31 protein-coding genes are annotated in these 26,991 nt (G+C 74.4%); 20 read left to right on the forward strand and 11 right to left on the reverse strand.

The annotated features are described in order from the left end of the window. Positions 1–2: 2 nt before the first annotated feature. Positions 3–812: an IclR family transcriptional regulator gene (locus ACQP1N_RS17635; protein ID WP_067806922.1), complete on the reverse strand. Its 810-nt coding sequence runs from the start codon at positions 810–812 to the stop codon at positions 3–5. 244 nt (positions 813–1,056) lie between these two features. Here ACQP1N_RS17635 and ACQP1N_RS17640 point away from each other — a divergent pair, with 244 nt between their 5' ends. After that, entirely contained in the window at positions 1,057–1,545 is a 489-nt protein-coding gene (locus tag ACQP1N_RS17640; protein ID WP_067806939.1) for an isochorismatase family protein, read from the forward strand. A 94-nt stretch (positions 1,546–1,639) separates the two neighbouring features. Here ACQP1N_RS17640 and ACQP1N_RS17645 read toward each other — a convergent pair whose 3' ends face one another. Beyond that, entirely contained in the window at positions 1,640–2,026 is a 387-nt protein-coding gene (locus ACQP1N_RS17645) for a VOC family protein (protein ID WP_433225289.1), read from the reverse strand. Between the two features lie 126 nt (positions 2,027–2,152). After that, complete coding sequence (locus ACQP1N_RS17650; protein ID WP_433225291.1) at positions 2,153–3,109, reverse strand: helix-turn-helix transcriptional regulator; 957 nt, start codon at positions 3,107–3,109, stop codon at positions 2,153–2,155. A 63-nt stretch (positions 3,110–3,172) separates the two neighbouring features. Here ACQP1N_RS17650 and ACQP1N_RS17655 point away from each other — a divergent pair, with 63 nt between their 5' ends. The 3 genes from ACQP1N_RS17655 to ACQP1N_RS17665 all read left to right on the forward strand — a co-directional run bounded on the left by ACQP1N_RS17655 (position 3,173) and on the right by ACQP1N_RS17665 (position 7,009). Next, positions 3,173–5,515, forward strand: coding sequence for an ATP-binding cassette domain-containing protein (locus tag ACQP1N_RS17655; protein WP_433225293.1), 2,343 nt, complete (start codon positions 3,173–3,175; stop codon positions 5,513–5,515). 39 nt (positions 5,516–5,554) lie between these two features. After that, positions 5,555–6,079: a pyridoxamine 5'-phosphate oxidase family protein gene (locus ACQP1N_RS17660; protein WP_067806933.1), complete on the forward strand. Its 525-nt coding sequence runs from the start codon at positions 5,555–5,557 to the stop codon at positions 6,077–6,079. 138 nt (positions 6,080–6,217) lie between these two features. Continuing rightward, positions 6,218–7,009 (forward strand): SDR family NAD(P)-dependent oxidoreductase, encoded by a 792-nt coding sequence (locus ACQP1N_RS17665; protein WP_067806913.1) that lies wholly within the window; start codon positions 6,218–6,220, stop codon positions 7,007–7,009. Here the strand turns inward: ACQP1N_RS17665 and ACQP1N_RS17670 are convergent. The 4 genes from ACQP1N_RS17670 to ACQP1N_RS17685 form a co-directional block, all read right to left on the reverse strand. Further along, positions 7,006–7,494 (reverse strand): TIGR00725 family protein, encoded by a 489-nt coding sequence (locus ACQP1N_RS17670; RefSeq protein WP_433225296.1) that lies wholly within the window; start codon positions 7,492–7,494, stop codon positions 7,006–7,008. The two genes, ACQP1N_RS17665 and ACQP1N_RS17670, sit on opposite strands and share 4 nt — an antisense overlap. After that, complete coding sequence (locus tag ACQP1N_RS17675; protein ID WP_433225298.1) at positions 7,495–9,015, reverse strand: 4a-hydroxytetrahydrobiopterin dehydratase; 1,521 nt, start codon at positions 9,013–9,015, stop codon at positions 7,495–7,497. 70 nt (positions 9,016–9,085) lie between these two features. Then, positions 9,086–9,916 carry an ABC transporter permease gene (locus ACQP1N_RS17680; protein WP_433225300.1) on the reverse strand — a complete coding sequence of 277 codons (831 nt, stop codon included), beginning with the start codon at positions 9,914–9,916 and terminating at the stop codon, positions 9,086–9,088. After that, a complete protein-coding gene (locus tag ACQP1N_RS17685; protein WP_242609044.1) occupies positions 9,913–10,899 on the reverse strand; it encodes an ATP-binding cassette domain-containing protein in 987 nt (328 codons plus the stop codon). The genes ACQP1N_RS17680 and ACQP1N_RS17685 overlap by 4 nt, the downstream gene beginning before the upstream one ends. Before the next feature lie 97 nt (positions 10,900–10,996). On the opposite strand from ACQP1N_RS17685, the gene ACQP1N_RS17690 reads away from it, so the two are divergent. The 5 genes from ACQP1N_RS17690 to ACQP1N_RS17710 all read left to right on the forward strand — a co-directional run bounded on the left by ACQP1N_RS17690 (position 10,997) and on the right by ACQP1N_RS17710 (position 14,576). Next, positions 10,997–11,764, forward strand: coding sequence for a TetR/AcrR family transcriptional regulator (locus ACQP1N_RS17690; protein WP_067806218.1), 768 nt, complete (start codon positions 10,997–10,999; stop codon positions 11,762–11,764). 40 nt (positions 11,765–11,804) lie between these two features. After that, complete coding sequence (locus ACQP1N_RS17695; RefSeq protein WP_433225303.1) at positions 11,805–12,269, forward strand: helix-turn-helix domain-containing protein; 465 nt, start codon at positions 11,805–11,807, stop codon at positions 12,267–12,269. Beyond that, positions 12,262–12,630, forward strand: coding sequence for a DUF4180 domain-containing protein (locus ACQP1N_RS17700; protein ID WP_067806224.1), 369 nt, complete (start codon positions 12,262–12,264; stop codon positions 12,628–12,630). The genes ACQP1N_RS17695 and ACQP1N_RS17700 overlap by 8 nt, the downstream gene beginning before the upstream one ends. A 555-nt stretch (positions 12,631–13,185) precedes the next feature. After that, the gene (locus tag ACQP1N_RS17705; RefSeq protein WP_433225305.1) at positions 13,186–14,163 is read left to right on the forward strand and encodes an alpha/beta hydrolase; all 978 of its coding nucleotides are present in this window, start codon (positions 13,186–13,188) and stop codon (positions 14,161–14,163) included. A gap of 119 nt (positions 14,164–14,282) precedes the next feature. After that, positions 14,283–14,576, forward strand: a complete 294-nt coding sequence (locus ACQP1N_RS17710; RefSeq protein ID WP_067806233.1) for a hypothetical protein — start codon at positions 14,283–14,285, stop codon at positions 14,574–14,576. 6 nt (positions 14,577–14,582) lie between these two features. Here the strand turns inward: ACQP1N_RS17710 and ACQP1N_RS17715 are convergent, their stop codons facing one another. Together ACQP1N_RS17715 and ACQP1N_RS17720 are read right to left on the reverse strand one after the other, a co-directional pair. Beyond that, positions 14,583–16,229 carry a DUF885 domain-containing protein gene (locus tag ACQP1N_RS17715; RefSeq protein WP_433225308.1) on the reverse strand — a complete coding sequence of 549 codons (1,647 nt, stop codon included), beginning with the start codon at positions 16,227–16,229 and terminating at the stop codon, positions 14,583–14,585. 72 nt (positions 16,230–16,301) lie between these two features. Further along, the gene (locus ACQP1N_RS17720) at positions 16,302–16,934 is read right to left on the reverse strand and encodes a LysE family translocator (protein ID WP_433225310.1); all 633 of its coding nucleotides are present in this window, start codon (positions 16,932–16,934) and stop codon (positions 16,302–16,304) included. Positions 16,935–16,940: 6 nt separating this feature from the next. Here ACQP1N_RS17720 and ACQP1N_RS17725 point away from each other — a divergent pair, with 6 nt between their 5' ends. The 10 genes from ACQP1N_RS17725 to ACQP1N_RS17770 all read left to right on the forward strand — a co-directional run bounded on the left by ACQP1N_RS17725 (position 16,941) and on the right by ACQP1N_RS17770 (position 25,423). Then, a complete protein-coding gene (locus tag ACQP1N_RS17725) occupies positions 16,941–17,198 on the forward strand; it encodes a hypothetical protein (RefSeq protein ID WP_067806239.1) in 258 nt (85 codons plus the stop codon). A 794-nt stretch (positions 17,199–17,992) separates the two neighbouring features. Beyond that, positions 17,993–19,009 (forward strand): AAA family ATPase, encoded by a 1,017-nt coding sequence (locus ACQP1N_RS17730; protein WP_067806246.1) that lies wholly within the window; start codon positions 17,993–17,995, stop codon positions 19,007–19,009. After that, positions 19,006–20,034: a DUF58 domain-containing protein gene (locus ACQP1N_RS17735; protein WP_084263435.1), complete on the forward strand. Its 1,029-nt coding sequence runs from the start codon at positions 19,006–19,008 to the stop codon at positions 20,032–20,034. The genes ACQP1N_RS17730 and ACQP1N_RS17735 overlap by 4 nt, the downstream gene beginning before the upstream one ends. Beyond that, positions 20,031–20,978, forward strand: coding sequence for a VWA domain-containing protein (locus ACQP1N_RS17740; RefSeq protein ID WP_433225313.1), 948 nt, complete (start codon positions 20,031–20,033; stop codon positions 20,976–20,978). The genes ACQP1N_RS17735 and ACQP1N_RS17740 overlap by 4 nt, the downstream gene beginning before the upstream one ends. Before the next feature lie 58 nt (positions 20,979–21,036). Further along, the gene (locus tag ACQP1N_RS17745; protein ID WP_433225315.1) at positions 21,037–21,651 is read left to right on the forward strand and encodes a class I SAM-dependent methyltransferase; all 615 of its coding nucleotides are present in this window, start codon (positions 21,037–21,039) and stop codon (positions 21,649–21,651) included. Next, positions 21,648–22,199 (forward strand): TrmH family RNA methyltransferase, encoded by a 552-nt coding sequence (locus tag ACQP1N_RS17750; protein ID WP_067806255.1) that lies wholly within the window; start codon positions 21,648–21,650, stop codon positions 22,197–22,199. The genes ACQP1N_RS17745 and ACQP1N_RS17750 overlap by 4 nt, the downstream gene beginning before the upstream one ends. A gap of 121 nt (positions 22,200–22,320) precedes the next feature. Continuing rightward, positions 22,321–22,659: a TraR/DksA family transcriptional regulator gene (locus ACQP1N_RS17755; protein WP_067806258.1), complete on the forward strand. Its 339-nt coding sequence runs from the start codon at positions 22,321–22,323 to the stop codon at positions 22,657–22,659. After that, the gene (locus ACQP1N_RS17760; RefSeq protein WP_433225318.1) at positions 22,656–22,853 is read left to right on the forward strand and encodes a hypothetical protein; all 198 of its coding nucleotides are present in this window, start codon (positions 22,656–22,658) and stop codon (positions 22,851–22,853) included. Before ACQP1N_RS17755 ends, ACQP1N_RS17760 begins: the two co-directional genes overlap by 4 nt. Continuing rightward, a complete protein-coding gene (locus ACQP1N_RS17765; protein WP_433225320.1) occupies positions 22,847–23,464 on the forward strand; it encodes a rod shape-determining protein in 618 nt (205 codons plus the stop codon). The genes ACQP1N_RS17760 and ACQP1N_RS17765 overlap by 7 nt, the downstream gene beginning before the upstream one ends. Positions 23,465–23,593: 129 nt before the next feature. Further along, positions 23,594–25,423, forward strand: a complete 1,830-nt coding sequence (locus tag ACQP1N_RS17770; RefSeq protein ID WP_433225322.1) for an MFS transporter — start codon at positions 23,594–23,596, stop codon at positions 25,421–25,423. Positions 25,424–25,426: 3 nt separating this feature from the next. Here the strand turns inward: ACQP1N_RS17770 and ACQP1N_RS17775 are convergent, their stop codons facing one another. After that, positions 25,427–25,648 (reverse strand): EF-hand domain-containing protein, encoded by a 222-nt coding sequence (locus tag ACQP1N_RS17775; RefSeq protein ID WP_433225324.1) that lies wholly within the window; start codon positions 25,646–25,648, stop codon positions 25,427–25,429. Between the two features lie 108 nt (positions 25,649–25,756). On the opposite strand from ACQP1N_RS17775, the gene ACQP1N_RS17780 reads away from it, so the two are divergent. Continuing rightward, entirely contained in the window at positions 25,757–26,569 is an 813-nt protein-coding gene (locus tag ACQP1N_RS17780; protein WP_067801962.1) for a glycerophosphodiester phosphodiesterase, read from the forward strand. Between the two features lie 125 nt (positions 26,570–26,694). Here ACQP1N_RS17780 and ACQP1N_RS17785 read toward each other — a convergent pair whose 3' ends face one another. Further along, entirely contained in the window at positions 26,695–26,979 is a 285-nt protein-coding gene (locus tag ACQP1N_RS17785) for a type II toxin-antitoxin system Phd/YefM family antitoxin (RefSeq protein WP_174548878.1), read from the reverse strand. Positions 26,980–26,991: the final 12 nt, after the last annotated feature.

Genomic DNA, 26,991 nt, shown 5'->3' on the forward strand with positions numbered 1-26,991 from the left:
GGTCAGGACAGGTGGCGGTGCAGGTCGGTGAGGCGTTCGGCGGCGGCGAGGACGGCCTCGGCCAGGCCGGGCAGCCGGTCGTCGCCGAACCGCACCGCCGGGCCCTGCAGCGCGACGGCCGCGAACACGCGCCCGCCGCCGTCGCGGACCGGCGCGGCCACCGCGCGGACCCCGGCCAGGCGTTCCTCGTCGTTGACCGAGTAGCCCCGCTCACGGACGCGCCGCAGATCGGTCTCCAGTTCGCGGCGTGTGGTGAGGGTGGCGGGGGTGTAGCGGCGGTACGGCTCGTCCATCGCGACGGGGTCGTCGTCGTAGGCCAGCAGCGCCTTTCCCATCGCGCACGCGTGCAGGGGGTTGCGGTCGCCGGGCGGCTGGTCGTAGCGCAGCGGATGCGCCGAGGGCAGGTGCAGCAGGATCGCGACCTCGTCACCGGCCCGCACGCCGAGGCTGACGGACTCGCCCGTGTCGTCGCGCAGCGCGGTCAGTTCGGGTTGCAGCAGCGTGGCGCCCATCCGCTCCAGCGCCAGCCGGCCGAGGATCGCGGTGGTGGGGCCGAGGAAGTACCGCTCGCTCGCCGGGTCCTGCGCGAGCATCCCGGTGGCGTGCAGGGCGTGCACGATGCGGTGCGCGGTGCTGACCGACAGGCCGAGCCGGTGCGCGATCTCGGTGGGGGTCTGCCGGGCGGTGCGTTCGAAGGAGCGCAGCACCGCCACCGACCGGTCCACGGTCTGCGTTCCCGGTTTGGGACGGCATGCCTCCTGTGTGCGCCCGCTCGCCTGTCCGCCGGGGACGGCGCCGCTGTCGTCCGTCACGCGTCCCATCCTCCCACCGCGCCCCGGCGGGCCCCCGGCAGGGGCGTGCCATGGTGGCCGGGTGGCCCCCAACCCCGCTACGCCCGGATGTTGCGCATCGTGCCCGCAGGACGGCGGGTCCGTCGCCGTGGCTGACGGCCCGGCACGGAATCGCCTCCGTGCGCAACCCGTGCGCGAGCCTGCTGCGCCTGCACGCCGAGGCCGGCACGGCGGGATTTGCGTTTTCATCTCTAAAATCATGGTCATGACCGCTGCCCTCGTGCTCATCGACCTCATGCCGCGGATCGTGGCGCTGCCCGTCGCCCCGCACTCCGGGGAGGAAGTGCTGGAGCGGTGCCGCAAACTGGCCGAGGCGTTCCGCGCACAGGGGCGCCCCGTGGTGCCGGTGCGGGCGGAGCGGCCGGACGTGGACGAGCAGCCACCGGGAAGCGACCTGGTCGAGGGCTTGGAACAGGACGGCGACATCGTCGTTGTGAAGCGGACGCTGAACGCCTTCCACGGCACCGGGCTGCATCGGCGGCTGCAGGAGCGCGGCGTGACCACGCTGGTGCTCGGCGGGCTCGTCACGACGATGGGTGTCGAGTCCACCGCCAGGGCGGGGGATGACCACGGGTACGAGTTGGAGTTCGTCGCGGACGCGATGTCCGGGCCGGCCGCCGACGAGCACGACTTCACCGTGGCGAAGATCTTCCCGAGGCTGGGCACGGTGCGCAGCACCGACGCCTACCTCTGACGCCTCGCGAGCCGGCGCCTGGCGGGCGGCGGGCGGCGTGCCCGCCGCCGGCAACCGCGATGCGGCCCCGCGGCGGGCTGCCCGCCGGGGTCCTTCAGCTCTGGCGCAGGCAGATGCAGAACGGGTGCCCGGCCGGGTCGGCCAGCACCCGCCAGCGGTCCTCGCCGGGCTGGAAGCCGAACCTGCTCGCGCCCAGTTCGACGGCCCGCGCCTCGGCCTTGTCCAGGTCGTCGACACCGAAGTCGAGGTGGAACTGCTGGGGCCGCTCCCCCTGCGGCCAGGTGGGGGCCCGGTGCCCGGGGACGCCCTGGAAGTAGACGTCCACGCCGTTCGGCAGCGTGACGGCGGCGGCCTCGGGGGTGTCGTAGGTGACCGCGCCGCCGGTGAACGCCGCGTAGAACGCCGCGAGCGCCGGCGGCTGCGGGCAGTCGAGGGTGACGGCGACGAACTCCGCGATGCCGGACTCCGCGATATCGGACATGGTGCACTCCTTCGTGATCGGGATGCCCCCAGGCTCCCAGCAGAAGCTGACACCTTCTGTCAGGTACGTGCGACCACGGCTACGCGGGACGCGCAGGTGGGACGCACAGGTGGTGCGCGCGGGTGGCTAGCCGCCCGCGGCGCGGGACAGGCGCGCCGCCATGGCCGCCACGCGGTCGCGGAGCTCGGCCGGTTCGCGGATCTCGAAGTCGATGTCGAGGTAGGCGATGCGCAGCGCCGTCCACTCCAGGGAGTCGGCGGCGGTGCGCAGCACGCAGGTGCGGTCGTCGACCGGCTCCACCTCGGCGCCGGTGACCCGGAACCGGTCGGCGAGTTCGTCGGCGGAGGCGTGCACGACCAGCACCGCCCGCCGCAGCGGACGCGACAGCGCCAGCGACCGGGTGACGAACGCGGCGGTGTCCTCGGCGGGCGGCTCGCGCGGCGCGCACCGGGCCCCCGTCGGCTGCGGGGACGACAGCCGGTCCACGCGGAACGTCCGCCAGTCGCCGCGGCCGGTGTCGAACGCGACCAGGTACCAGCGCCGCCCGGCCGACACCAGCCCGTGCGGTTCGGCCACGCGGCGGGTCTCGGCGCCGCCGGCGTCGCGGTAGGTGAAGCGGAGACGTTCGTGGTCGCGGCACGCGGTGGCCAGCACGGTGAGCGTCTCGGGGGCGGCGGCCGGCCCGGCGGGCGGGCCGGTCAGCGGTGTGGTGGCGCTGTGCAGGGCGGTGACGCGGCGCCGCAGCCGGGTGGGCAGCACCTGTTCGAGCTTGGCCAGCGCCCGCACGGACGCCTCGCCGATGCCCTCGACCGCTCCGCCGGCGGCGGCCCGCAGCCCGACGGCGATCGCGACGGCCTCCTCGTCGTCCAGCAGCAGCGGCGGCATCGCGGCGCCGGCCTCCAGCCCGTAGCCGCCGGCCGCGCCGAGGGTGGCGTGCACGGGGTAGCCGAGGCCGCGCAGCCGCTCGATGTCGCGGCGGACGGTGCGGGGGCTGACGCCGAGCCGCTCGCACAGCTCCGGCCCGCTCCATTCGCGGCGGGCCTGCAGGAGCGACAGCAGCCGCAGCAGACGTTCGGACGACATGCCCCCAGTATGCGCCCTCAATGAGGCCAGGTCCTGACCTCCTTCATGGTTAGCGTGGCCGGTATGAACGGCGACGACATCGTGATCACCGGGGCCCGGCACAACAACCTCAAGGACGTCTCGCTGCGCATCCCGAAGAACCGGCTCGTGGTCGTCACGGGCGTGTCGGGATCGGGCAAGTCGTCGCTGGTGTTCGGGACGGTCGCGGCCGAGTCGCAGCGGCAGCTGGGCGAGACGTTCCCCTGGTTCGTCCGCGACCGGATGCCCCGGCGCGAGCGGCCCGACGCCGACGTCATCGACCGGCTCACCACCGCGGTCGTGGTCGACCAGCGGCCGATCGGCGGGAACGCCCGCTCCACCGCCGGGACGATCACCGACATCTCCCCCGTCCTGCGGGTGCTGTTCTCCCGGCACGGCACGCCCAGCGCCGGGGAGGCCGCCGCGTACTCCTTCAACGACCCGCGCGGCATGTGCCCCGGATGCGACGGCCTCGGGCACGTGGCCCGGGTCGACCTGGACCGGTTCCTCGACACCGGGCGGTCACTGAACCAGGGCGCGATCACCTTCCCGCCGTTCGGCGTCGGAACGTTCACCTGGCAGCTGCACGCCGAGTCCGGCCTGTTCGACCCGGACAGGCCGCTGCGCGACTTCACCCCCGCCGAATGGGACCTGCTCCTGCACGGCAAGGGTTTTCGCGTGCCGCGCCTGAACCGGACCGGGTCGATGGGCCACAACGCCTACGAGGGCCTGATCGAGCGGTTCGAGCGCCTCTACCTCGGCCGGGACCTCGATGCGCTCCCGGCCGCGCAGCGGGAGGCGGTGCGGCGCGTCGTCCGCGAGGACACCTGCCCGGCGTGCGGGGGTGCGCGCCTCAACCCGGCGGCGCTGGCGTCCAGGATCGGCGGACGCACCATCGCCGACCTGTCCCGGATGGAGATCGGTGACCTGATCGCGGTGCTCGGCGAGATCACCGACCCGGTCGCCGCGCCCATCGCGGACGCGGCGATCACCCGGCTGCGGCGGCTCACCGACATCGGCCTCGGCTACCTCACCCTGGACCGGCAGACCCGCACCCTGTCGGGCGGGGAGGCGCAGCGGCTCAAGGTCGTCCGGCACCTGGGGTCGAGCCTGACCGCGATGACCTACATCTTCGACGAGCCCAGCGCCGGGCTGCACCCCCGCGACGTGGACCGGCTCACCGCGCTGCTGCTGCGGCTGCGCGACAAGGGCAACACGGTGCTGGTGGTCGAGCACGACGCCGATGTCATCCGCGCCGCCGACCACGTGATCGACATGGGGCCGGGCGCGGGCGTACGCGGCGGGCACGTGGTGTTCACCGGCACGGTCGGCGCACTGCGCCGCGCCGACACCCCGACCGGGCGTGCCCTGCGCCGCACGACACCGGTCAAGGACACCTTCCGGGAGCCGACCGGCTGGATGACGGTGACCGGCGCCCGCACCCACAACCTGAAGGACGTGACGGCCCGGTTCCCGGCCGGGGTGCTCACGGTGGTGACGGGCGTGGCGGGATCGGGCAAGAGCACCCTGGTCATGGACGAGTTCGCCGCCCGGCACCCCGAGGCGGTCGTGGTGGACCAGTCGGCGATCGCGGCGTCCCGCCGGTCGAGCCCGGCCACGTTCCTCGGCGTGATGGACCCGCTGCGGCGCCTGTTCGCGCGGGCGAACGGGGTCCCCGCGGGCCTGTTCTCCCACAACTCCAAGGGCGCGTGCCCGGCCTGCGGCGGCCACGGCGTGATCGTCACCGACCTGGCGTTCATGGATCCGGTGACGACCCGGTGCGAAGCGTGCGGGGGCCGCCGGTACCGGGCGGAGGTCCTGGCGCACCGGCTGCGGGGCCGCACCATCGCGGACGTGCTGGAGATGACCGCCGAGGAGGCCCTGGCCTTCTTCACGGCCTCCTCCCCCCGCCCGCCCTTCTCCGGCCCGTCCTTCTCCGATCCGGCCGGGCGGAAGATCACCGCCGCGCTGCGGGCGCTCACCGAGGTGGGCCTGGGCTACCTGACGCTCGGGCGCCCGCTGACCTCGCTGTCGGGCGGTGAGCGGCAGCGCCTCAAGCTGGCGGCGCGGCTGCGCCGCACCGGCACCGTCTACGTGCTGGACGAGCCGACGACCGGCCTGCACAGGACCGACGTCGGCGCGCTCCTCGCCCTGCTGGACGGGCTCGTGGACGGCGGTGACACCGTCATCGTCATCGAGCACGACCTGGAGGTCGTCGAGCACGCGGACTGGGTGATCGACCTCGGGCCGGGCGGCGGCCGGCACGGCGGCGAGATCGTCTTCGCCGGCACCCCGGCGGCGCTGGCGGCTGCGCCGGACTCGGTCACTGCCCGGTTCCTGCGCCGCGACCTGGCCCGGGATCTGGGGCGGGACGCCGTCGCCGGGTAGTACCGGCGGAGGGGCCATCCGGGGGTAAGGAGGACGATGATGACCGAGCGTGAGCCCGTCGAGGCCCGCAACCTCGACATCTACGGCGGCGGCGAACTGGCGTGGGAGACCGTGCGGGACGCGCTGGCGGCGGCGCTGCCCAAGCCGGAGACGGCGGTGTTCCTGGGGACCGTCCGCCCGGACGGCCGTCCGCACTCGGCGGGCGTCGGCCCGCTGTGGCGGGAGGGCGAGCTGTTCTTCACCAGCGGGCCGGGCACCCGCAAGTCCCGCAACCTCGCGGCGAACCCGGCGTGCACGCTGTCGGTGCGGGCGCCGGTCGCCGACGTCGTGCTGGAGGGCACGGCGGAGCGCGTCACCGACCCGGCCGTCCTGGAGCCGGTCGCGGCCGCCTACCGGGAGGGCGGCTGGCCGGCGCGGGTCGACGGGGACGCGTTCACCGCGCCCTACAGCGCGCAGAGCGCCGGCCCGCCGCCCTGGCATCTGTACCGGTTCATCTACCACACGGTGGTGGCGGTGGGCACGGTGGAACCGTTCGGCGCGACCCGGTGGCGCTTCGCGTCCTGATCGCCACCTCCCGATCATCGACTTTGGTCTGCGGGCCGTGGACGTTCGGGCATCGGGCGGACTCCCGGCCGTGACGGCCACCGCCCCTGCCGGGTCTCCCCCGGCCGAGCCGTCACCGGAACCGTAGACTCTGCGGTCATGAGCGACCAGACCTCCCCCGCCCCGTACCTGTCGGAGCTGTTCTCGCTGGAGGGTCGGGTCGCGGTCGTGACGGGCGGCAGCTCGGGCATCGGCCGGGCGATCGCCGTGGCGCTCGCGCGGGCGGGCGCGGCGGTGGTGGTGGTCGCGCGGCGGGAGGCGGAGCTGGCCGCGACCACCCGGGAGCTGGAGGGGCACCGGTGCCGGGCCGCGTCGGTCAGCGCCGACCTGGGCTCGCGGGACGCGGTCGCCAAGGCGGCCGAGGAGGCGGCGGCGGCGTTCGGGGAGCCCGACATCCTGGTCAACGCGGCGGGGGTCAACCTGCGGCCGCCGATGGACGATCTCGGCGCGCAGGTGTGGGACACCACGATGGCGGTGAACCTGGACGCGCCGTTCCTGCTCGGGCAGCGGTTCGGGCCCGGCATGGCCGAACGCGGGTTCGGGCGGCTGATCCACATCGCCTCGCAGCAGGCGTTCCGTGCGTCGTTGACCAGCGGCGCCTACGGGGTGTCCAAGGCGGGGCTGGTGGCGCTGGCGCGGTCGCAGGCCGAGGCGTGGTCGGCCCGCGGCGTCACCGCCAACACGCTCGTGCCGGGGTTCGTGATGACGCCGCTCAACACCCGGGTGTCGGCGGACCCGGTGAAGGTGAGGGCGCTGGCCGAGCGGACGATGGCGGGCCGCAACGGGCTGGCGGAGGACTTCGCGGGCGCGGCGGTGTTCCTGGCGTCGGCGTCGTCCGGCTACGTCACCGGCCAGTCGATCTTCGTGGACGGCGGTTTCTCCGCCCACTAGCCCGCGGTGCCGCGGCCCCACAGTCCGGTGGCCTCGACGGCGGCGGCGGGCCCGCCGGCGTGCACGATGCCGCCGGCGGGCCGTCCGTCCTGGTCGTGGACGTGCCATCCGCCGAGCTGCACGACGGGGATCCGCCCGGCGCGCATGGCCAGCGCGATCTCCGACAGCGTCCCCCAGGATCCGCCGACGGCGATGAGCGCGTCGGCGGCGTTGACGATGACGTTGTTGCGGGCCTGGCCGAGGCCGGTGGGGATCACGGCGGTGAGGTCGGGTCCGGCGGCGGCGCGGTCGGCGGCGGGCAGCACGCCGACCACGGTGCCTCCGGCGGCGCGGGCACCGGCCGCGGCGGCGGCCATCACGCCGCCGAGCCCGCCGCAGATCACCACGGCGCCGCGGCCGGCCAGCAGCCGCCCGGTCTGGTAGGCGAGGTCCCATTCGCGTGCGGTGCACTCGCCCGGCCCGCACACCGCGACCTGGGCGGGCACCTATTCGGCGTCGTGCCGGGCCGCGATCTGGTCGATCGTCGCGGCGAGGTCGAAGTCCTTGCCGGTGAGGCCGCCGGCGCTGTGGGTGGACAGCGTGAAGGTCAGGGTGCGCCAGCGGATGTCGATGTCGGGATGGTGGTCGGCGTCCTCGGCGGCGCGGGCGACGTCGGTGACCACGTCGATCCCGGCCAGGAACGAGGGCGCCTCGACCTGCCGGCGGATGGCGTCGCCGTCCCGGCTCCAGGCGGGCAGGCCGCGCAGGCGGTCCGCGACGGCGGTGTCGTCGAGCGTGTCGGCCATCGGGCTCACTTCCTGTTGGTCGGTGCCGTTGGTGGTGTTCTCCGCGATCCCGCGGGGACCGGATCCCGCGAGCAGCGGTTCAGTGGTGACTTCGGTGGTGACCTGGGCGGTGGCCTCCGCCCACGCGTCGCCGTCCTGCGCGTCACCGGTCTGCTCGCCGGTCTGCACGGTCGCCTCGACGATGACGGACGCCGTCACCGGCGCGGGACGGGTCGCGGTCGTCCAGGTGGTCTTGGCGACGTCCACGACCACGTCGCGGGACACCTCCAGCATGGCTCCGCGCAGTTCCTCCTTCAGCGCGAGCTTGAGGGCGTCGCGGAGCAGTTCGCGCAGCACGGCCTCCATCGCGGCGGTGGCGGCGCGGCCCGCGGCGCGCACGGCCAGGTCACGGGCGGTGCGGGCGAACGCGCTGCCCGCGGCGGCGGTGAGCAGGTCCCCGGCGGCCCGCGCGGCCTGTGATCCGGCCGCGCGGGAGGCCAGGTCGGCGGCCGCACCCGTCAGGGGGGCCAGTTCGGCGGCCAGGCCGGTGTCCTCGGCGGCGTCGCGGGCGGTGTCGCGCAGCGCGGCGGCCAGGTCCCGCGCGGCCTGCTCGGCGGTCTGCCGGACGACCCGGGCCACGACGTCCCGGCCCACGATCAGGGCGGCGTCGGCGGCCGCGCCGGCGACGGTGTCGATCGCGGCGTCCACGACGGCTTTGGTCGCGGCCTGCACGACGGGCGCGGACGCGGTGCGCCCGGCGACGTCCAGCGCGGTCGCGGTGGCGGCGCGGGTCAGCGGGTGCCCGGCGGCGAAGCGGCGCGCGGCGACCGCCGCCGGATGCTGCGCGGCCTGCTCGGCGAGGACCATCGCGGCGGTCGCGGCCTCGAACGCGCCGGCGGTGGCGGGGTTGGCCGCGGCGGCGGCGCGGGCCTCGGTGACGGCACGCTCGGCGGCGGCGCTCGCGGCCCGGACGGCGGCGTCCCGCGCGGCCTGCTCGATCACCCGCATGGCGGGTGTGCCCGACAGCTGCTCCAGGACGCGGGCCGCGGCGAGCGCGGCGGCGTCACGGGCGGTGTCGCGCACCGGTTCCCCGGCCTGCGCGGCCAGCCGCGCGGCGGTCGCGGCGGCCGGCGCCAGCCCGTCCCAGATCTCCTCCAGCCGCTCGGCGGCGGCCCGGTCGGCCCGCTCCACGAGCCCGCCGTCGCGCCGGTCCCTGTCGTCCCGGTCCCTGTCGTCGTCCACGGTCACGCCTCTCATCGCGATCCGCCCCCCAAATCACCATAACTTCCGAGCGCCCCCGCTGGTTCCGTCGCTAGCGGCCGCGTGTCCGGTAGGTGCGCACCGACAGCGGGACGAAGATCGCCAGCAGCACCACCGCCCAGCCGAGGGTGGCGGCGACGGGGTGCGCGACGGACCACGCCAGATCCCCGGTGCGGGACGCGGCGGGCGCACCGGGGTTGCCGAACAGGCCGCGGCAGGCGGCGGTGAGGGCGCTGACGGGGTTCCAGTCGGCGATGACCTGCAGGACCTTCGGCATGCCGCCGGTGGGGACGAAGGAGTTGGACAGCATCGTGACCGGGAACACCAGCGGCATCAGCTGGTCGGCGGTCTGCTCGTTCTTCACCACGAGCCCGAGGTAGCAGCCGGCCCAGCTGAGCGCGTACCGCATCAGCGCCAGCAGCGCGAACGCCTCGGCGGTGGGCCCGATCCCGCGGTGGGCGCGCCATCCGACCAGCAGCCCGGCCGCCGCCATGACGGCCATGCCGAGGACGCCGTTGAGGATCTCGGCGCCGGTCTGCCCGAACGGGACGGCCGAGCGGGCCATCGGCATGGAGCGGAACCGGTCCATGACGCCGCGGGAGGCGTCGGTGGCGACCCGCATGGTGACGGCCATGGTGGCGGTGAAGGTGACCATGGCGAACAGGCCGGGCATCAGGTATTCGCGGTAGTCGCCGCCGCCGGGGACGGAGATCGCGCTGCCGAACACGTACCCGAACAGCACGACCATGACGGCGGGGAAGATCAGCGCGGCGATGAGCTCGCCGGGTTCGCGGCGGACGCGCGACAGTTCGCGTCCGATGAGGGTGAGGCCGTCGGCGAGGGCCCAGCGCAGCCGTCCGGCGTGGGCGGTGAGGGCGGTCATCGGGCGGTCTCCTTCTCGCGCTCGCCGGCCTGGTCGCCCGCCTGGTCTCCGGCGGGGCCGGCGGTGAGGCGCAGGAACACCTCGTCGAGGGTGGGGCGGCGCAGTCCGGCGTCGGCGGCGGTGATGCCGGCGCGGTCGAGTTCGCGGACGACGTCGGCGAGCCGGACGGCGCCGGCGGGCAGCGGGACCGACAGCCGGGCGCCGTCCAGGGCGGGGTGGGCCCCGGCGAGGGCGTACAGGACGCCGGCGGCGGCACCGGCGTCGGCGGGGTCGCCGAGGACGACGTCGAGGCGGTCGCCGATGGATGCCTTCAGCCGGTCGGGGGTGCCGGTGGCGATGACGCGGCCGTGGTCGACGACGGCGATGTCGTCGGCGAGGTGGTCGGCCTCGTCCAGGTACTGGGTGGTGAGCAGGACGGTGGTGCCGTCGGCGACCAGGTCGCGGACGGCGTCCCAGATCTCGCCGCGGCTGCGGGGGTCCAGGCCGGTGGTGGGCTCGTCCAGGAACAGCACCTGGGGGCGCAGGATCAGGCTGGCGATCAGGTCGAGGCGGCGCCGCATCCCGCCGGAGTAGCCGCTCACCTGCCGGTCGGCGGCGTCCATCAGCCCGAACCGTTCCAGCAGTTCGTCGGCGCGGCGGCGGGCGTCGCGTCCGGACAGGTGGTGGAGGCGGCCGAACATGCGCAGGTTGCCGCGTCCGGTGAGCTTCTCGTCGACGGCGGCGTGCTGGCCGGCCAGCCCGATGCGGGCGCGGACCCGGTCGGGGTGGCGGGCGATGTCGTGGCCGGCGATGCGGGCGTGCCCGGAGTCGGCGTCGGCCAGGGTCGCCAGGATGCGCACGGCGGTGGTCTTGCCGGCGCCGTTGGGGCCGAGCACGCCGCAGACGGTCCCGGCGGGGACGGCGAGGTCGAGGCCGTCCAGGGCCTGGGTGGTGCCGTAGCGCTTGCGTAGCGCCTCGGCCACCACGATCGGTTCGTTCGTCACTCCGCCTCCTCTGGGTACAGCGTACGCATCTACGGTAGACAACCGGGTACGGCGTACGCAACTAGGATGCTCACAACGACGGCGAGCAGGAGGTTCGGTGACCGGCGGCGAGCGGCACGTCAGCATCTGGTCGATGCCCGAGCGGCAGGGCCGGGGGCCGCGCCCCGCCTACAGCCGCGCCCAGATCACCGAGGCGGCGATCCGCATCGCCGACGCCGAGGGGCTGGAGGCCGCCTCCATGCGCCGCATCGCGGCCGACCTCGGCACGGGCGCGATGTCGCTGTACCGCTACGTCCCGTCCCGCGACGACCTGATCGAGCTGATGATCGACCATGTGCTGCTGGAAATGGACATCCCCGACCGTCCCACCGGGGACTGGCGCGCCGACCTGACGCTGATCGCCGAGAACACCCGGGCGGCGTGGCGGCGGCATCCGTGGCTGGTGGGCCTGTACCGCCCGCGCGCCACGCTCGGCCCGAACCGGCTGCGGCTGCTGGAGTTCGCGTTCGGCGCCCTGGACGTCGGTGTCCCCATCGACGAGATGCTCACCCTGCTGGACATGCTGAACGGCTACGTCGAGCGCGTCGTGCGCGGTGAGATCGAGTGGATGCGGGAGATGCGGCAGAGCGGGATGACCCCGGAACGCTGGATGACGCAGAACGCCCCCTACGTCCGCGAACTGCTGGACACCGGCCGGTACCCGATGTTCGAGCGGATCGTGAGGGACGCGCGGCTGCCCCACATGGACCCCGAGGAGCAGTTCCGCTACGGGCTGGACCGCGTCCTGGACTGCATCGCCGGCGCCCTGCCCCCGCCGCCGTCAGCGCCCCGGCACACCCGGCGAGAGCATCGCGAAGGGTCGTAAAGTTCCCTATCACTCCCTATTTCAGCTAGGTTAGGGAGTGATGGAGGAGAAAATGTACTCGGTCGAGGAGGTGGCCGGGCTGCTGGGTCTGCATGTGCGGACGGTGCGCGGCTACATCCGGGACGGCCGGCTCAAGGCGGTGCGGATCGGCAAGCAGTACCGGGTGGCGCGCGCCGACCTGGAGGCGCTGACCGGGCGGCCCGCGCCCGCACCCGCGCCCGGCTCGGTGGAGGTGTCGAGCATCGTCCAGATCGAGGGGGTCGGGCGGGACGCGGCGGGCCGGCTGGCCACGCTCGTGCAGGCCGGCGCCGGCACTGGCGCCGGCGATCCCGGGCGGGCACTGCGCCTGCAGGTCGTCCACGACGAGGAACGCAACCGGATGAAGATCGTGATCCTGGGCGGCGCCGCGGCCACCGCCGATGTGCTGCACATGCTCGACGCGGTGATCAGCGGCGAGAACGGGCTGCTGGACGGGCGGCCGGACGGGGAGGACGACGATGGCTGACCTGGTGCAGGAGCGGGCGGGGATGACGGTGCTGGTGTGCGCCCCGGACGGCCCGCCGATCAGCACCGTGGACGATGCGCTGGAACTGATCGGCGCATCGTTCCTGGGCGCGGAGGTCGTGGCGGTGCCCGCGGCGCGGCTGGACGAGCAGTTCTTCTCGCTGGGCACCCGGCTCGCCGGGGAGATCATGCAGAAGTTCGTCACCTACCGGCTGCGGCTGGCGATCGTCGGCGACATCGGACGGTGGACGGCGGCCAGCCCGGCGCTGGCCGCCCTGGTGCGGGAGTCGAACACCGCCGACCACGTGTGGTTCGTCCCCGACCTGCACGCCCTGGACGCCCGGCTGCGCGAGATCGCCTGACCCTGCCCGGCTGACCCTGCCCGGCCGGGCAGGGTGTCCCGTCCCCAGGGTGACAGCGGGGACGGGACCAGAGACGCCGGTGGGAGTCGAACCCACATCCGCCGGGGGCGTCCGCGTGATCACAGCGTGCCCCGCGGCCGCGCGGCGCCGCAACGGGTTTTCCCCTGGAGGGGCTGCCGCCGCGCGGTTCCCCGGGGGCCGCGCGGTTCCCGAGGGTCAGGGACATCGGGGGGCCCTGGACGGTCACGGGCACGCGGCGGCGCAGGCCGTGCCCGCGGCACGGCGGCCGGGTGACGCGCAGGCCGCGCATCACCGGGCGGCGCGGGCGCTGCGGACCGCGGGAAAGGTCAGGCGGCGGCGCGTACCCGGCGGTCCAGGACGGGGCGGCGCTCACGCAGCCGGATGTAGGCGGCGGCGGAGACGACCACCCGCGCCGCGCCGATCAGCGAACCCATGCGCGTGATCGTAGAGCGGCCGCCCCCACGGGCCCAACGGGTTTTCCCGGGCCGGGTTCTCCGGGCGGGAACAAGGCACCGGCGACGTAGGCTCGGGGACGTGAGGGGCCGCGACCCGCAATACCTGGCGTTCCTGCGGCGCCGCCTCGCCGAACCCGCCGAACCCGCCGAGCCGGGCGGGACGGTCCAGGACGCGCGCCGCGCGCACGCCGCCGACCTCGCCCGCTCCCCCCGCGTGCCCGCCGGCACCGTCCGGGACCTGGTCATGGACGGGGCGGCGGGGCCGCTGCCCGCCCGGCTGTACCGGCCCGCCACCGACGGGCCGGCGCCCGCACTGGTCTACTTCCACGGCGGCGGCTGGGTGCTCGGCGACGTCGACTCCTACGACCCTGTCGTGCGGGCACTCACCGCCGCCAGCGGCGTCGCGTGGGTGTCGGTCGGGTACCGGCGCCCGCCCGAGGACCCCTTCCCCGCCGCGCTGGACGACGCCGTCGCCGCCGTCCGCTGGACCGTCCGGGGCGCCGCCCCGCTGGGCCTGGACGCCACCCGGATCGGGGTCGCCGGCGACAGCGCGGGCGGGCAGCTCGCCGCCGCGGCGGCCGGGCTCCTGCGCCGGCCGGGACCCGCCCGGCCCACCCTGCAGGTCCTGCTGTACCCGGCGCTCGACCTGCGGGACGTCCCGCCGCCCCCACCCGACCCCGACGGGCTGCCGATACCGCACTCCGGGATGCGGTCCGGGATGCGCCGCGCCCTGGCCGCCTACCTGCGCGGCACCGACCGCACCCGCCCCGACGTCTCCCCGCTGCTGGACCCCGACCCCTCCGGACTGCCCCCCGCGATCATCGCGACCGCCGAATACGACCGGCTGCGCCCCCAGGCCGAACGGCACGCCGCCCGCCTGCGCGCCGCCGGCGTCCCCGTCACCCTCATCACCGGGACGGGCCTGGACCACGGTTTCCTCGGCTGGGGCACATTCGCGCGCCGCCCCGCCGAGGCGATCGCGGAGATCGGCGGCGCCGTCCACCGCGCCCTCACCGGCGTTCCGGCCGCCCCCAACCCCGCACAGTCTCGACCTTAAAGACTCTTGCCCCTGCCGTTTAACCACTTTGACGTGGGAAATCCCAAAGAGGCGAGCCTTTACCGGAATCCGCCAACGAATCACCGGGAGGGGTCACCGTCGTACACAGGACGCACGAGATGCAGCTGATCCGGACCGCGGAGTCCGGGCACGAGGAATGGGCGTGCCCCACCTGCGGCCGCCGCATACTCCTGCACTGGCCGCCCGACTACACCAAGCAGGTCCTCACGCCCGGCGACGAGACCGCCTGCCATCTCGCCCGCAGCCCCGACGGCCCGCCCCCCGGCCCCTCCTCCGCCGTCACCGACACCGCCACCGCCGCCCTTGCGGTGGGCCGCCGGCTCCGCGAAACCGGCATCGACACGCTCCGCAGCCCCGCCCGGCCCCGCCTCAACCCCTCCGAACCCGTCTGACCCCTGTCAGGTGCGGGCCAGTTCAGCACGCAGCAGATCCAGGCCCATCGGCCCCAACTCCAGCGCCCGCCGATGGAACTCCTTCAGATCGAACACCGCACCCGCACGGCGCCGCGCCGCGTCCCGCGCCTCCAGCCACACCTTCTCCCCCAGCTTGTAGGCGATCGCCTGCCCCGGACGCCCCAGATACCGGTCGATCTCGAACGCCACCATCGAATCGGGATCCGGGCCCTTCCTCGACCGCAGGAACTCCACCCCCAACTCCGGCGTCCACCGCTCCCCCTCATGGAAACCCGTCCCCTCCGGGATCGGCAGCTCCAGATGCATCCCGATGTCCAGCACCACCCGCGCCGCCCGGAACCGCTGACCGCCCACCAGCATCCCCAGCCGGTGCGCCGGATCCCGGTAATACCCCAGCTCCCCCATCAGCCACTCGGCGTACAACCCCCACCCCTCGCAATACCCGGGATGCAGCTCGCTCGACAGCCGGTGGAACCGGTCCAGCCGCCGATTCAGCGTCGTCATCCCCAACTGCAGATGATGACCCGGCACCCCCTCGTGGAACATCGTCGTCGGCACCGTCCACGTCACGACCTCCGCGTCCGGACCGTCCACCGTCCACCACACCGTCCCCGGACGCGACAGGTCCTCCGCCGGCGCCAGGTAGTAGACCCCCGACTCCACCGGCGGAATCCGGCACTCGATCCGCCGCAACGGCTCCGGAATGTCGAAATGCACCCCGTCCAGCTCCGCGATCGCCCGATCCGCCAGCTCCTGAATCCACCCCCGGAACGCCTCCGCGCCCGTGATCCGGTGCGCCGGGTCGGCGTCCAAAGCCGCCATCACCGCCGGCAGCGGCTCACCCGGCAGGATCTCGGCCGCCGCCTCGGCCATCTCCGCCTCGATCCGCGCCAGCTCCTCCCAGCCCCACGCGTACGTCTCCGCCAAGTCCAGCTCGGTGCCGAGGAACTCCCGCACCCCCAGCCGGTACCGGTCCGCGCCCAGCGCATCCCGCTCCGGCGCCCGCGGCGCCAGCACCCCCGTCAGGAACGACGCGAACTCCCCCAGCGCCGCCCCCGCCGCCCGCGCCGCCTCCACCAGCCCGTCCCGCAGCGGCCCGTCCCCGTACCGGGACGCCAAACCCGCCAGATAACCCGGGAACTCCGCACACTCCCGCGCACTCCGCAGCACCTGCCGCCGCGCCGAACCCCGCCCCGCCCCCGACGCCCGCTCCAGCGACACCCGCAGCCCCGCCAGCGCGCCCGGCAGCGCCCGCAGCCGCGCCCACACCGCCTCCCAGTCGGTCCCCGCCCCCTGATCCAGCAGCTCGAACGCCATCCGCAGCCGCTGAACCGGCCCGTCGGTGGTGTCCAGGAACCCCTCGCGCACCCCCGCCTCGTCCAGCGCCCGCTCCACCTCCAGCCGCTCCCGCAGCACCGCCGCCGCGACCCGCCCCGCATCACCCTCCACCGGCGTACGGTCCAGCTCCGCCAGCGTCCGCCGCGTCAGATCCGCGCGGGCCGCCGCCCCGTCCGGGCCGTAGTCGGTCAGCCGCGCATCCTGCCCCGCGATCCCCATCAACGCCGCCAGGCACGGATCCAGCATGGCGAGCTCGTCGGCGTACCGGTCGGTCAGATCATCCAGAGCGGTCATCGCCCCAGGCTACGACCACCACCCCCAAAAATCGATCATGAAAATGTGACAAAACACCCACCCACTCGTCCGTCAACGCGCCTCCGCCGCCAACCGCACACCCAACCCCACCAGCACCACACCCGACACCTGATCCAGCCGCCGCCGCACCACCGGCCGCCCCAGCAACCGCCGCGCCGCCCCCACCGACCACACCACCGCCGTGTACCAGGCCAAGTCGATCAACACCCACAGCACCGAGAACCCCACCAGCACCCACCCCACCGGCCACCCCTGCGGCACGAACTGCGGAAGAAACGACACCGCGAACACCCCCGCCTTCGGATTGGCGAAATTCGTCACCAGCCCCAACCGGAAACACCGCCACCCCGACGACACCGCACCCCCCACCTCCGGCACCACCCCACCCGGCCGGCCACCACGCCGCGCCTGCCACAGCGCCCGCACCCCGAACCACACCAACACCACCGCACCCGCCACCCGCAACCCCTCATACGCCACCCGCGACGCCGCCAGCAGCGCCGACAGCCCCACCGCCGCCGCCACCCCCCACACCAGCACACCCGCCTCGTTCCCCAGCACCGTCGCCAGCCCCGCACGCCGCCCCGACCGCATCGACTGACGCATGATCACCACCGTGCTCGGCCCCGGCGCCATCGCGATCAGCACCGCCGCACCCGCAAACGCGAGCAGACTCTCCACCATCCCCCCATGATCACCGCCCCCACCCCGCCGGACAACACCGCTCCCCCCGCCTCACCCGCGACCACTCACAACGGCGCACCATCACCCCCGCCACTGCCACCCGACGGCGACGGCGCCGGAGACGGCGACCCCGGACGCGACGGCGACGTCGGCGCACCCGACGGCGACGGCCGCGGCGACGTCGGCACCGGCGACTGCGACGGCGCCCGGAACGACGGCGCCGGCTCCGGCGGCTCCGGCGCCGGCTCCCGCACCACCGGCTGACACGCGAACAACACCCCCATCAGCAACGCCAGCACCAGCAGCGCCCCCGCCAACGCCACCACCGCCGCCACCAGATTCCGCTCCGGCGGACGCTCCCCCACCACACCCGCCGGCGGCCCCGGCACCGGACCCGGCGGCCCCTCCAACGCCGGCTCCCCCGACCCCAACCAATACGGCTGGAACTGCGGGCCACGCCGCCGACCACCCCACCAGCCCCGATCCGCCCCCCGCAACACCACCGGCTCCAAAAACCGCTCCGCCCCCACCCGGTCCGCCTCGTACACCGTCGCCACCCACGGCGCCGGACCATCCGGCTGCGCCGCCACCACCGGCGCCGCACCCCCCGCACCCTCATCCCGCCCCCGCACGGCACCCGGCACCCCGCCCCGCGCGGGCACCGCCGCATTGATCGCCGCACGGAACCGATCCCGCGCCGCCGCATCCCCCGCAGCACCACGGTTCAACACCGCCACACTCACCCGCCGGCCCTCACCGTCCACCCCCAGGAACACGATCCCGGCGGCGGACTCCGACAAGCGCGCCGACAAACGAAACGGCCCCAGATGAACAGGATCACCCGGCGGCAACGGCCTCGACATGGCCGCCACACTAACAACCACGCCCCACCACCGGGCCGAGGACAGCCCCACCACCCCTGGACGATCACCCTTGAACCGATCAGCCCCCGAGCGCACGTATCACGAACGAACGGGTACAGGTGATCGGTAGGGTCTTAAGGCGCCCACCGGCACACGACGGACAGGCACACCAGGGACAGCGAGGGGACTGCCACCATGACCATCGCCGCCACGGATGTCGACGACGCCGCCGCACTCCTGCAAAACACCCTCACCGAAGTCAAAAAAGTCATCGTCGGCCAAGACCACATGGTCGAACGCATGATCGTCGCACTCCTCGCCCGCGGCCACTGCCTCATCGAAGGCGTCCCCGGCGTCGCCAAGACCCTCGCCGTCGGCACCCTCGCCCAAGTCGTCGGCGGCACCTTCGCCCGCCTCCAGTTCACCCCCGACCTCGTCCCCTCCGACATCGTCGGCACCCGCATCTACCACCCCTCCACCGAACAATTCGACGTCGAACTCGGCCCCGTCTTCGTCAACTTCGTCCTCGCCGACGAAATCAACCGCGCCCCCGCCAAAGTCCAGTCCGCCCTCCTGGAGGTCATGGCCGAACGCCAGGTCTCCCTCGGCGGCAACACCTACCCCCTCCCCAAACCCTTCATCGTCCTCGCCACCCAGAACCCCATCGAATCCGAAGGCGTCTACCCCCTCCCCGAAGCCCAGCGCGACCGCTTCCTCATGAAAATCGACGTCCGCCACCCCGCCGCCCACGAAGAACTCCAGATCCTCCAGCGGATGAGCGTCGACCCACCCGAAGCCGCCCAACTCCTCGACACCGACCACCTCGCCGGACTCCAACGCGCCGCCGAAGAGGTCTCCGTCCACGAACTCATCGCCGACTACATCGTCCGCCTCGTCATGGCCACCCGCGAACCCGAGCAGTACCGCCTGCCCGACCTGCGCGGCGTCATCGAAATCGGCGCCAGCCCCCGCGCCACCCTCGGCCTCGTCGCCGCCGCCCGCGCCCTCGCCCTGCTGTCCGGACGCGACTACGTCCTGCCCGACGACGTCCACGCCGTCGCCCGCGACGTCATGGCCCACCGCCTCGTCCTCACCTTCGACTCCCTCGCCGACGGCATCGACCCCGCCGACGTCATCACCCAGATCCTCACCGCCGTCCCCCCACCCCGCGTCGTCTGGAACCACGGAGCGGCGGCGGTGACCACCGCATGAACACCGGGCGCACCACGGGCCGGCGCCGGCGCGACGGCAAACTCGCCCACCTCGCCCCCGAACGCACCCTGCGCCGCCTCGAACTCCAGGTCACCCGCCGCCTCGACGGCCTGCTCAACGGCGAACACCTCGGCCTGCTCCCCGGCCCCGGCACCGAACTCGCCGAAGCCCGCCTCTACCAGCCCGGCGAAGACGACGTCCGCCACATGGACTGGGCCGTCACCGCCCGCACCACCACCCCCCACGTCCGCGACCTCGTCGCCGACCACGAACTCGAAGCCTGGGCCCTCGTCGACCTCACCCCCAGCATGGACTTCGGCACCGGCACCATGATCAAACGCGACCTCGCCGTCGCCGCCCTCGCCGCCGTCGGCTTCCTCACCGTCCGCCTCGGCGACCGCGCCGGCGCCTACCTCCTGCACACCGACGGGATGCGCCGCTGGCCCGCCCGCACCGGCAAAGCCGCCCTCCACGCCCTCCTGCAGACCGTCCTGGACGCCCAGTCCGCCCACGACACCCGCAACGGCCGGGCCCGCACCGTCCCCACCGCACCCCGCGACCTCGCCGCCGCCATCACCGCCCTCGACCGCGGCCAGACCCGCCGCGGCCTGCGCGTCATCATCTCCGACTTCCTCACCCCCGACGGCGACGACCCCGGCCAAGGCCCCCACGGCCGGCCCGGCTGGGAACGCCCCCTGCGCCGCCTCGCCGCCCGCCACCAGGTCCTCGCCATCGAGATCATCGACCCCCGCGAACTCGACCTCCCCGACGTCGGACTCGTCGAGATGGCCGACCCCGAGACCGGAACCGTCCACGAGATCGTGCTCAGCCGCCGCGTCCGCGAACGGTACGCCGCCGCAGCCGCCGCCCAGCGCGAGCGCACCCGCACCGCCCTGCGCCGCTGCGGCGCCCACCACCTCGTCCTGCGCACCGACCGCGACTGGATCACCGACGTCGCACGCTTCGCCCTCCGCCAGCGCCGCGCCGCAGGCCGGCCCGTCACCACCGCGGGAGTGCGCCCATGACCTTCCTGTCACCCGAACGCCTCTGGCTGCTCGGCCTCCTGCCGCTGCTGGCCGCCGGCTACCTGCTCGCGCAGCTGCGCCGCGGCCGGTACGCCGTCCGCTTCACCAACCTCGCGCTGCTGTCCCAGGTCGCCCCACGGCGGCCCGGCTGGCGCCGACACGTCGCCGCCGCCCTGTTCCTCATCATGATCACCCTGATGATGATCGGGTTCGCGCGGCCCGCCAGCTCCGTCAAGGTCCCCCGCGACCGCGCCACCATCATGGTCGCCGTCGACGTGTCGCTGTCGATGATGGCCCGCGACGTCTCCCCCAGCCGCCTCGACGCCGCCAAGGCCGCCGCCAAGAAGTTCATCGGCGACCTCCCTGGACGCTTCAACGTCGGCGTCGTCGCGTTCGCCGGCAGCGCCAACCTCGTCGCGGCGCCGTCCGCCGACCGGGAGGCCGCCATCGCCTCCCTCGACCAGCTCGTCCTCGCCAAGCGCACCGCCATCGGCGAAGCCGTCTTCACCTCCCTGCAGGCCGTCCGGTCCTTCGACGCCGAGGCCCGGCAGGACCCGCCGCCCGCCCACATCGTTCTGCTGTCCGACGGGGACAACACCACCGGGCGGTCCGTCCAGGAGGCCATCGACGCCAGCCGCGTCGCCCACATCCCCGTCTCCACCATCGCGTTCGGCACCCCGTACGGCACCGTCGACATCGAGGGCGAGACCACCAGCGTCTCGGTCAACAAGGAGACGCTGAAGACCCTCGCCGACAGCACCGAGGGCAGGGCCTACGAGGCCGCCGACGCCGGCCAGCTCCGCGACGTGTACACCAACATCGGCAGTTCCCTCGGCTTCAAGACCGAGCACCGCGACGTCGCCGCCCGCTACATCGGCCTCGCGCTGCTGTTCGCCCTCGGCGCCGGCGGCGTCTCCCTCGCCTGGTTCTCCCGCCTGCCCTGATCCGGGCCCGCCCTGACCGCGCCCGTCCAAGCCGCGGGCACTGATAGCGTCGGCGGACGTGGGGGATCACTACTTCGCCGAGCGGCCCGAGGCCGCCAGCCGGCGCCGCACCGTCGACCTCGTCCTGCCCGACCTGCACCTGCGGCTCGAAACCGACAGCGGCGTGTTCTCCCCCGACCGCATCGACCCCGGCACCCGCGTCCTGCTGGAGACCGTCCCCCCGCCGCCGCAGGAGGGGAACCTGCTCGACCTCGGCTGCGGATACGGCCCCATCGCCCTCACCCTGGCGAAGCGTTCGCCGTCGGCGACGGTTTGGGGTGTTGATGTGAACCGGCGTGCGTTGGAAAACGCTGAGAGTAATGCCAAAGCCGCCGGCCTTGACAATGTAAGGTTCAGCTTGGCGGACGAGATCGACCCCGCGCTGCGGTTCACCGCGATCTGGTCGAACCCGCCGATCCGCATCGGCAAGGCCGCCCTGCACGACCTCCTCCTCACCTGGCTCCCCCGCCTCACCCCGGGCGGGCTCGCCCACCTCGTCGTCCAGAAGCACCTCGGCTCCGATTCCCTCCAGCGGTGGCTGACCGCCCAGGGCTTCCCCACCGAGCGGATCGCCTCCCGGTCCGCCTACCGCGTCCTGCGCGTCTCGTCCCGCACGGAAGGCCCCACCCGATGAGCACCCACGACCACACCCAGGGCCGCCGGCAACTGCGCCCCACCGACGTCAAACGCCTCAACCGCGACTGGCGCCGCCGCACCGGCGCCCGCCTCGGCCTGCTCGTCGAGTCCGTCACCCAGCCGTTCAACATGGGTTCGATCATCCGCAGCGCCGCCGTGTTCGGCGTCGAGCACCTCTGGCTCGCCGGCAACGCCACTCCCCCCACCCACCGGGGCGTCGCCAAGACCGCCCTCGGCACCGACCGGCTCGTCCCCTGGGAACACGCCGGAACACCCGCCGAGGCGGCCGCCGCCATCCGCAAGGAGGGCCTGCGCCTGGTCGCCGTCGAGCTCACCGCCGACGCCGTCCCCCTGCACGAGGCGCCGCTGGACGGCGACGTCTGCCTCGCCGTCGGCGGCGAGGACCACGGCTGCTCCCCCGCCCTGCTCGCCGCCGCCGACGCCGTCACCTACATCCCCCAGATCGGGCGCGTCGGCTCGCTGAACGTCGCCGTCGCCACCGCCATCGCCCTCGCCGAGGCCCGCCGCCGCGAATGGAGCGGCTGACCCGCCTGCACCCTCACGCCCCCCGCAAATGGGTGCCACACCCCATGGCAGGCCGTGCCCGCTTGTCCCATGGTGGAGGTTCGCCACGTATTTTCCCGGCGACCGAAGGGAGCCCATCGCGATGACGGTCAACAGCGTGGTCAACGGCGTGCCCGGAGGGTACCCGCCCGGCGGCGCGGCGGCCCGGCAGGCCCGCGAACTGCTGGAGCAGGAGCGCCGGACCCGCATCGCAGAGCTGGCCCTCCTCGACGCCGAGGCCACCGGCGCACCCGACGAGGCCGCCCTCGCCCGCCGCGGCACCCTCCAGGGCAACGTGGAGGAGATCGACGCCGCCCTCATCCGCCTCGACGACGGCACCTACGGCCTGTGCGGGGACTGCCGCAAGCCCATCCCCGAAGGCCGCCTGGAGATCATCCCGTACGCGCGCCGCTGCGTCGGATGCCAGCAACGGCGACGGTGACCACCGCACCGCCGGCGGCCCCGGACGGCCCGCGCGCCGCCCTCGACCTCGGCAGCAGCCGCATCCGCGCGACCCTGCCCGCCCTGGAGGTGATCGTCGACCGCCCGTCCGCGGTCGACGATCACCTCCGGGCACCGCCGGGCGCCGCCGCGCCGGCGCGGGCCCGGCCCGCCCCATCGAGCACGGCATGGTGACCGACGCCGCGGCCTGCACCCGGCTGGCCCGGCTGACACTGCTGGCGGCCGGCGCCGGCGTGCGGCCCCGGCAGGTGCTGCTCGCCGTGCCCGCCGCCGCCAGCGGCACCCAGCTCGGCCGCGCGGCCGGCGCCGTCCGCGCCGCCGCCGAGTGCCCCGTCCGCACCATGGAGGCGCCCCTCGCCGCCGCCATCGGCGCCGGCATCGGCGTCGGCGACCCGCGGCCCCGGCTCGTCCTCGACATCGGCGCCGGGATCGTCGAAGCGGCCGTCATCATGCGGGGACGCGTGCACTGCGCACGAGCCATCCAGTACGTCCCCGAACGGCAGGCCGGGCACACCCTCCCCCGGCTGCCCGACTACGTCCGGGAACGGCTCGCCGCGAACGTCCACCACCTGCTGGCCGACCTGCCCGCCCCGCTGCGCCGCACCGCCCGCGACGGCGGCCTCCTGCTCACCGGCGGCGGCGCCCGGCTGCCGTCCCTGCCCGGACGGCTCACCGCCGAGATGTCCCTCTCGATCACGATCGCCCCCGACCCGGCCCGCGCCACCATCCGCGGCCTCGCCCACGCCTGCCGCTCCCCCGACACCTGGCGCCTCACCCATCCCTGACCCGCGCTACGATCACCCCGTGCAGTTCCTCGTCTGTGCGTAGGACGCCCCGCCGCCGCAGAACGCCGCGGCGGCCTCCGGCGTCCCCGTGAACCGCCCCTCAACGGGCTTCTTCTGAGGAACACTCTCGTGACACCGTCGTACGCGGCCGTGCTGCGCGCACCGCACGCCCTCCGCACCTTCGCCCCCGCACTGCTGGGACGGCTGTCCTACGGGACGGTCTTCCTGTCGCTCACCCTGGCCCTCACCACCGCCACCGGCTCCTACGCCCGGGCCGGCGGCCTCATGGCCCTGCTCGGCCTCGCCGTCTCCGTCCTGTCACCGCTGCGCGCGGGGCTCATCGACCGGCACGGGCCCCGCCGCGCGCTGCCGCCGATGACCGCCGCCTACGCGCTCAGCCTCGCCGGGCTGGCCGCCCTCACCTGGCGCCCCGGCGCGCCGCTCCCGATCCTGACCGCCCTGACGGCCACGGCCGGCGTCACCGCTCCCCCGCTGGGCGTGGTCATGCGCACGCTCTGGAACGTCCTCCTGCCGGACGGGCCGCTGCTCCGGCGCGCCTACAGCCTCGACACCGTCAGCGAAGAACTCGTCTTCGTCACCGGGCCGCTCCTTGCCGGGCTGCTGGCCGCGGTCGCCGTCCCGTCCCTCGGGATCGCGCTCAGCGCGGTCCTGGCGGCCGCCGGAACCGCCGGGCTGATCGCCTCCCCGGTGCTGCGGCCGCGGCCGTCCGCACACTCCAGGGGACGGCGCGTGATCCCGCTCGCCCCGGCCGTCGCCGCCGCGGCCACCGGCGTCGTGCTCGGCTCGACCGGCCTGCTCGCCGTCGCGTTCACCCGGCATCACCACCAGCCCGCCGCGGTCGCCTGGGTGGAGGCCGCGCTCGGGGTCGGCAGCACCCTCGGCGGCCTCGCCCACGGCAGCCTGAGCCGTTCCCTTCCCGGGCGCGGCCGGCTCGCCGCGCTCCTCTGCCCGCTGGGCCTCGCCCTGGCCGCGGCGGGCCTCGCGCCGTCCACCCCCGCGCTGACCGCGATGGCGTGCGCCGCCGGGCTCTTCATCGGCCCGACGCTGACCACCGCCTACCTGCTGGCCGACGCGTCCGCACCGCCCGGCGCCCGCACCCGCGCGGCGGCCTGGGTGAACACCGCGCTGAACCTCGGCGCGGCCGGCGGGACGGCCGCCACCGGCGTGCTCCTGGACGTGCTGCCCCTGCCGCTCTGCTACGCCCTCGCCGCCGCCCCCGCCATCGCCGTCGCGGCACTGCTGCCTGCGTTGCCGGAACGGCAACGCAATTCGCCTTCGGCCCTGGTCACGGCGCACCATCGGGGCATGGACGACTCCACCACCGACCAGGAATTCTGGGACGCCCGCTACGCCGAGCGCGACCACATCTGGAGCGGCGACCCCAACGCCGTCCTCGTCCGCGAGGTCACCGGGCTGACACCGGGCACCGCCCTCGACCTCGGTTGCGGGGAGGGCGCCGACGCGATCTGGCTCGCGCGGCAGGGCTGGCGCGTCACCGCCACCGACATCTCCGGGGTCGCGCTCGACCGCGCCGCCCGCCACGCCGCCGCCGCGGGCGTCGCCGACCGCATCGACTTCCAGCGGCGCGACCTGGCCGCATCCTTCCCGGAGGGCTTGTTCGACCTGGTCTCCGCGCAGTTCCTGCACTCCCCCACGGCCATGCCCCGCGACCGGGTCCTGCGGGCCGCCGCCGCGGCCGTCGCGCCCGGCGGCGTCCTGCTCATCGTGGGCCACGCCGGGCCTCCGCCGTGGGATCCCGACTCCCATCCCGACGTGCACCTGCCCACCCCGGACGAGGTGCTGAAGTCGCTGGGCCTGCCGGACGGCGCATGGGAGGTGCTGCTCAGCGACGAGCACGAACGCCTCCAGACCGCCCCGGACGGGCGGACGATGACCCGCACCGACAACGCCCTCAAGCTCCGGCGCCCGCCGGCCTGACGCTCAGTGGCGGGCCGCCCGCTCCATCAGGGCGGTGAACTCCTCCAGGGAGATCTTGCCGTCCCGGTTGGCGTCGGCGGCCACGACCACCTCCACCGCGCGGGTGCCGGTGATGTCCTGGCCGAGCCTGCTCATCAGGTTCTTCAGCTCGCCGGTGGAGATGTAGCCGTCACCGTCCACGTCTACGAGCTCGAATGTCGCCCGGTAGTCGTCCATGTCCGCCATGTGCGTGTGCTCCTTCGCTGATCGATCGCGGGGCGACGGTAGCACCACGGCCCGGCCCTTTACACAGTAAGGTCGGTGTTGATCACAAGGTCCGCCATAATCGGACGGGTGCGTCGCCCGTACGAATTCCTCGACCACCCGGGGCCGATCCCCTTCGCCCACCGCGGCGGGGCGGCCGGCCTGCCCGAAAACTCGATGGTCGCGTTCCAGCGCGCCGTCGACCTCGGCTACCGCTACCTGGAGACCGACGCCCACGCCACCGCCGACGGCGTCGTCGTCGCCTTCCACGACCGCACCCTGGACCGCGTCACCGACCGCACGGGCGCCATCTCCCGCCTCCCCTACACCGAGGTCGCCAAAGCCCGCATCGGCGGCACCGAGCCCGTCCCCCGGCTGGAGGACGTCCTCGGCTCCTTCCCCGACGCGCGCGTCAACATCGACCTGAAGGACGCCCCCGTCATCGGCCCGCTCGCCGCGACGCTGCACCGCACCAACGCCTGGGACCGGGTGTGCATCACCTCGTTCTCCACCCGCCGCCTGGCCCAGATGCGCGCCCGCCTCCCCCTGTTCACCGACCACGACGTGTGCATGGCACTCGGCCCGCGCGGCCTGATGGCGCTGCGCGCCATCTCCTACGGCGGCCCCGCCGCCAAGCTCGTCCGGCTCGCCGCCACCGGCGTCGCCTGCGCGCAGGTCCCCTACGGCCTCGGCCCCGTCCCCTTCGTCACCGAGTCGTTCATCGCCCAGGCACACCGCCTCGGCCTGCAGGTCCACGCCTGGACGGTCAACGACCCCGCCGCCATGGAACGTCTCCTGGACCTCGGCATCGACGGCATCATGACCGACGATCTCCTCACCCTGCGCCGCATCATGAGGTCCCGTGACCTCTGGCACGCCCCCCGCCCCGCCCCCACCTCCTGACGATCATCGCGCCGCATCCGCCCGCAACTCCGCAACCCCGGCGAACAGCAGCGCCCGGATCCCCGGCGACCGCGCCGAGGTCCCCGAGCCGCTCACCGAGATCCGGCGGCGACGCGAATCACAGGTCAGCGGTTGAAGCCCGGCGGGCGGTACTCGGCCGCGATGCGCATCGGCGGCTGCGGCTGCGGGCGTTCCCCGGGCCGGGACGGCTGTCCCGGCGGGACCGTCCCGCCGACCTGGAGGTCGAGGCGCTGGGCGCGGACCGCCTCCAGGAGTTCCAGATCCTCCGGGGTGACCAGGGCGGCCATCACCTTGCCGCGCCGCGTGAGCTTGACGGGCTCGCCGGTGTAGGCGACCCGGTTCACCAGATCCGCGAACTGGGCACGTGCTTCGGTTACCGGAACATCCACGTGATTCATCGT

Origin of the sequence: Actinomadura formosensis (assembly GCF_050948385.1) — a bacterium.
Taxonomy (GTDB): domain Bacteria; phylum Actinomycetota; class Actinomycetes; order Streptosporangiales; family Streptosporangiaceae; genus Spirillospora; species Spirillospora formosensis.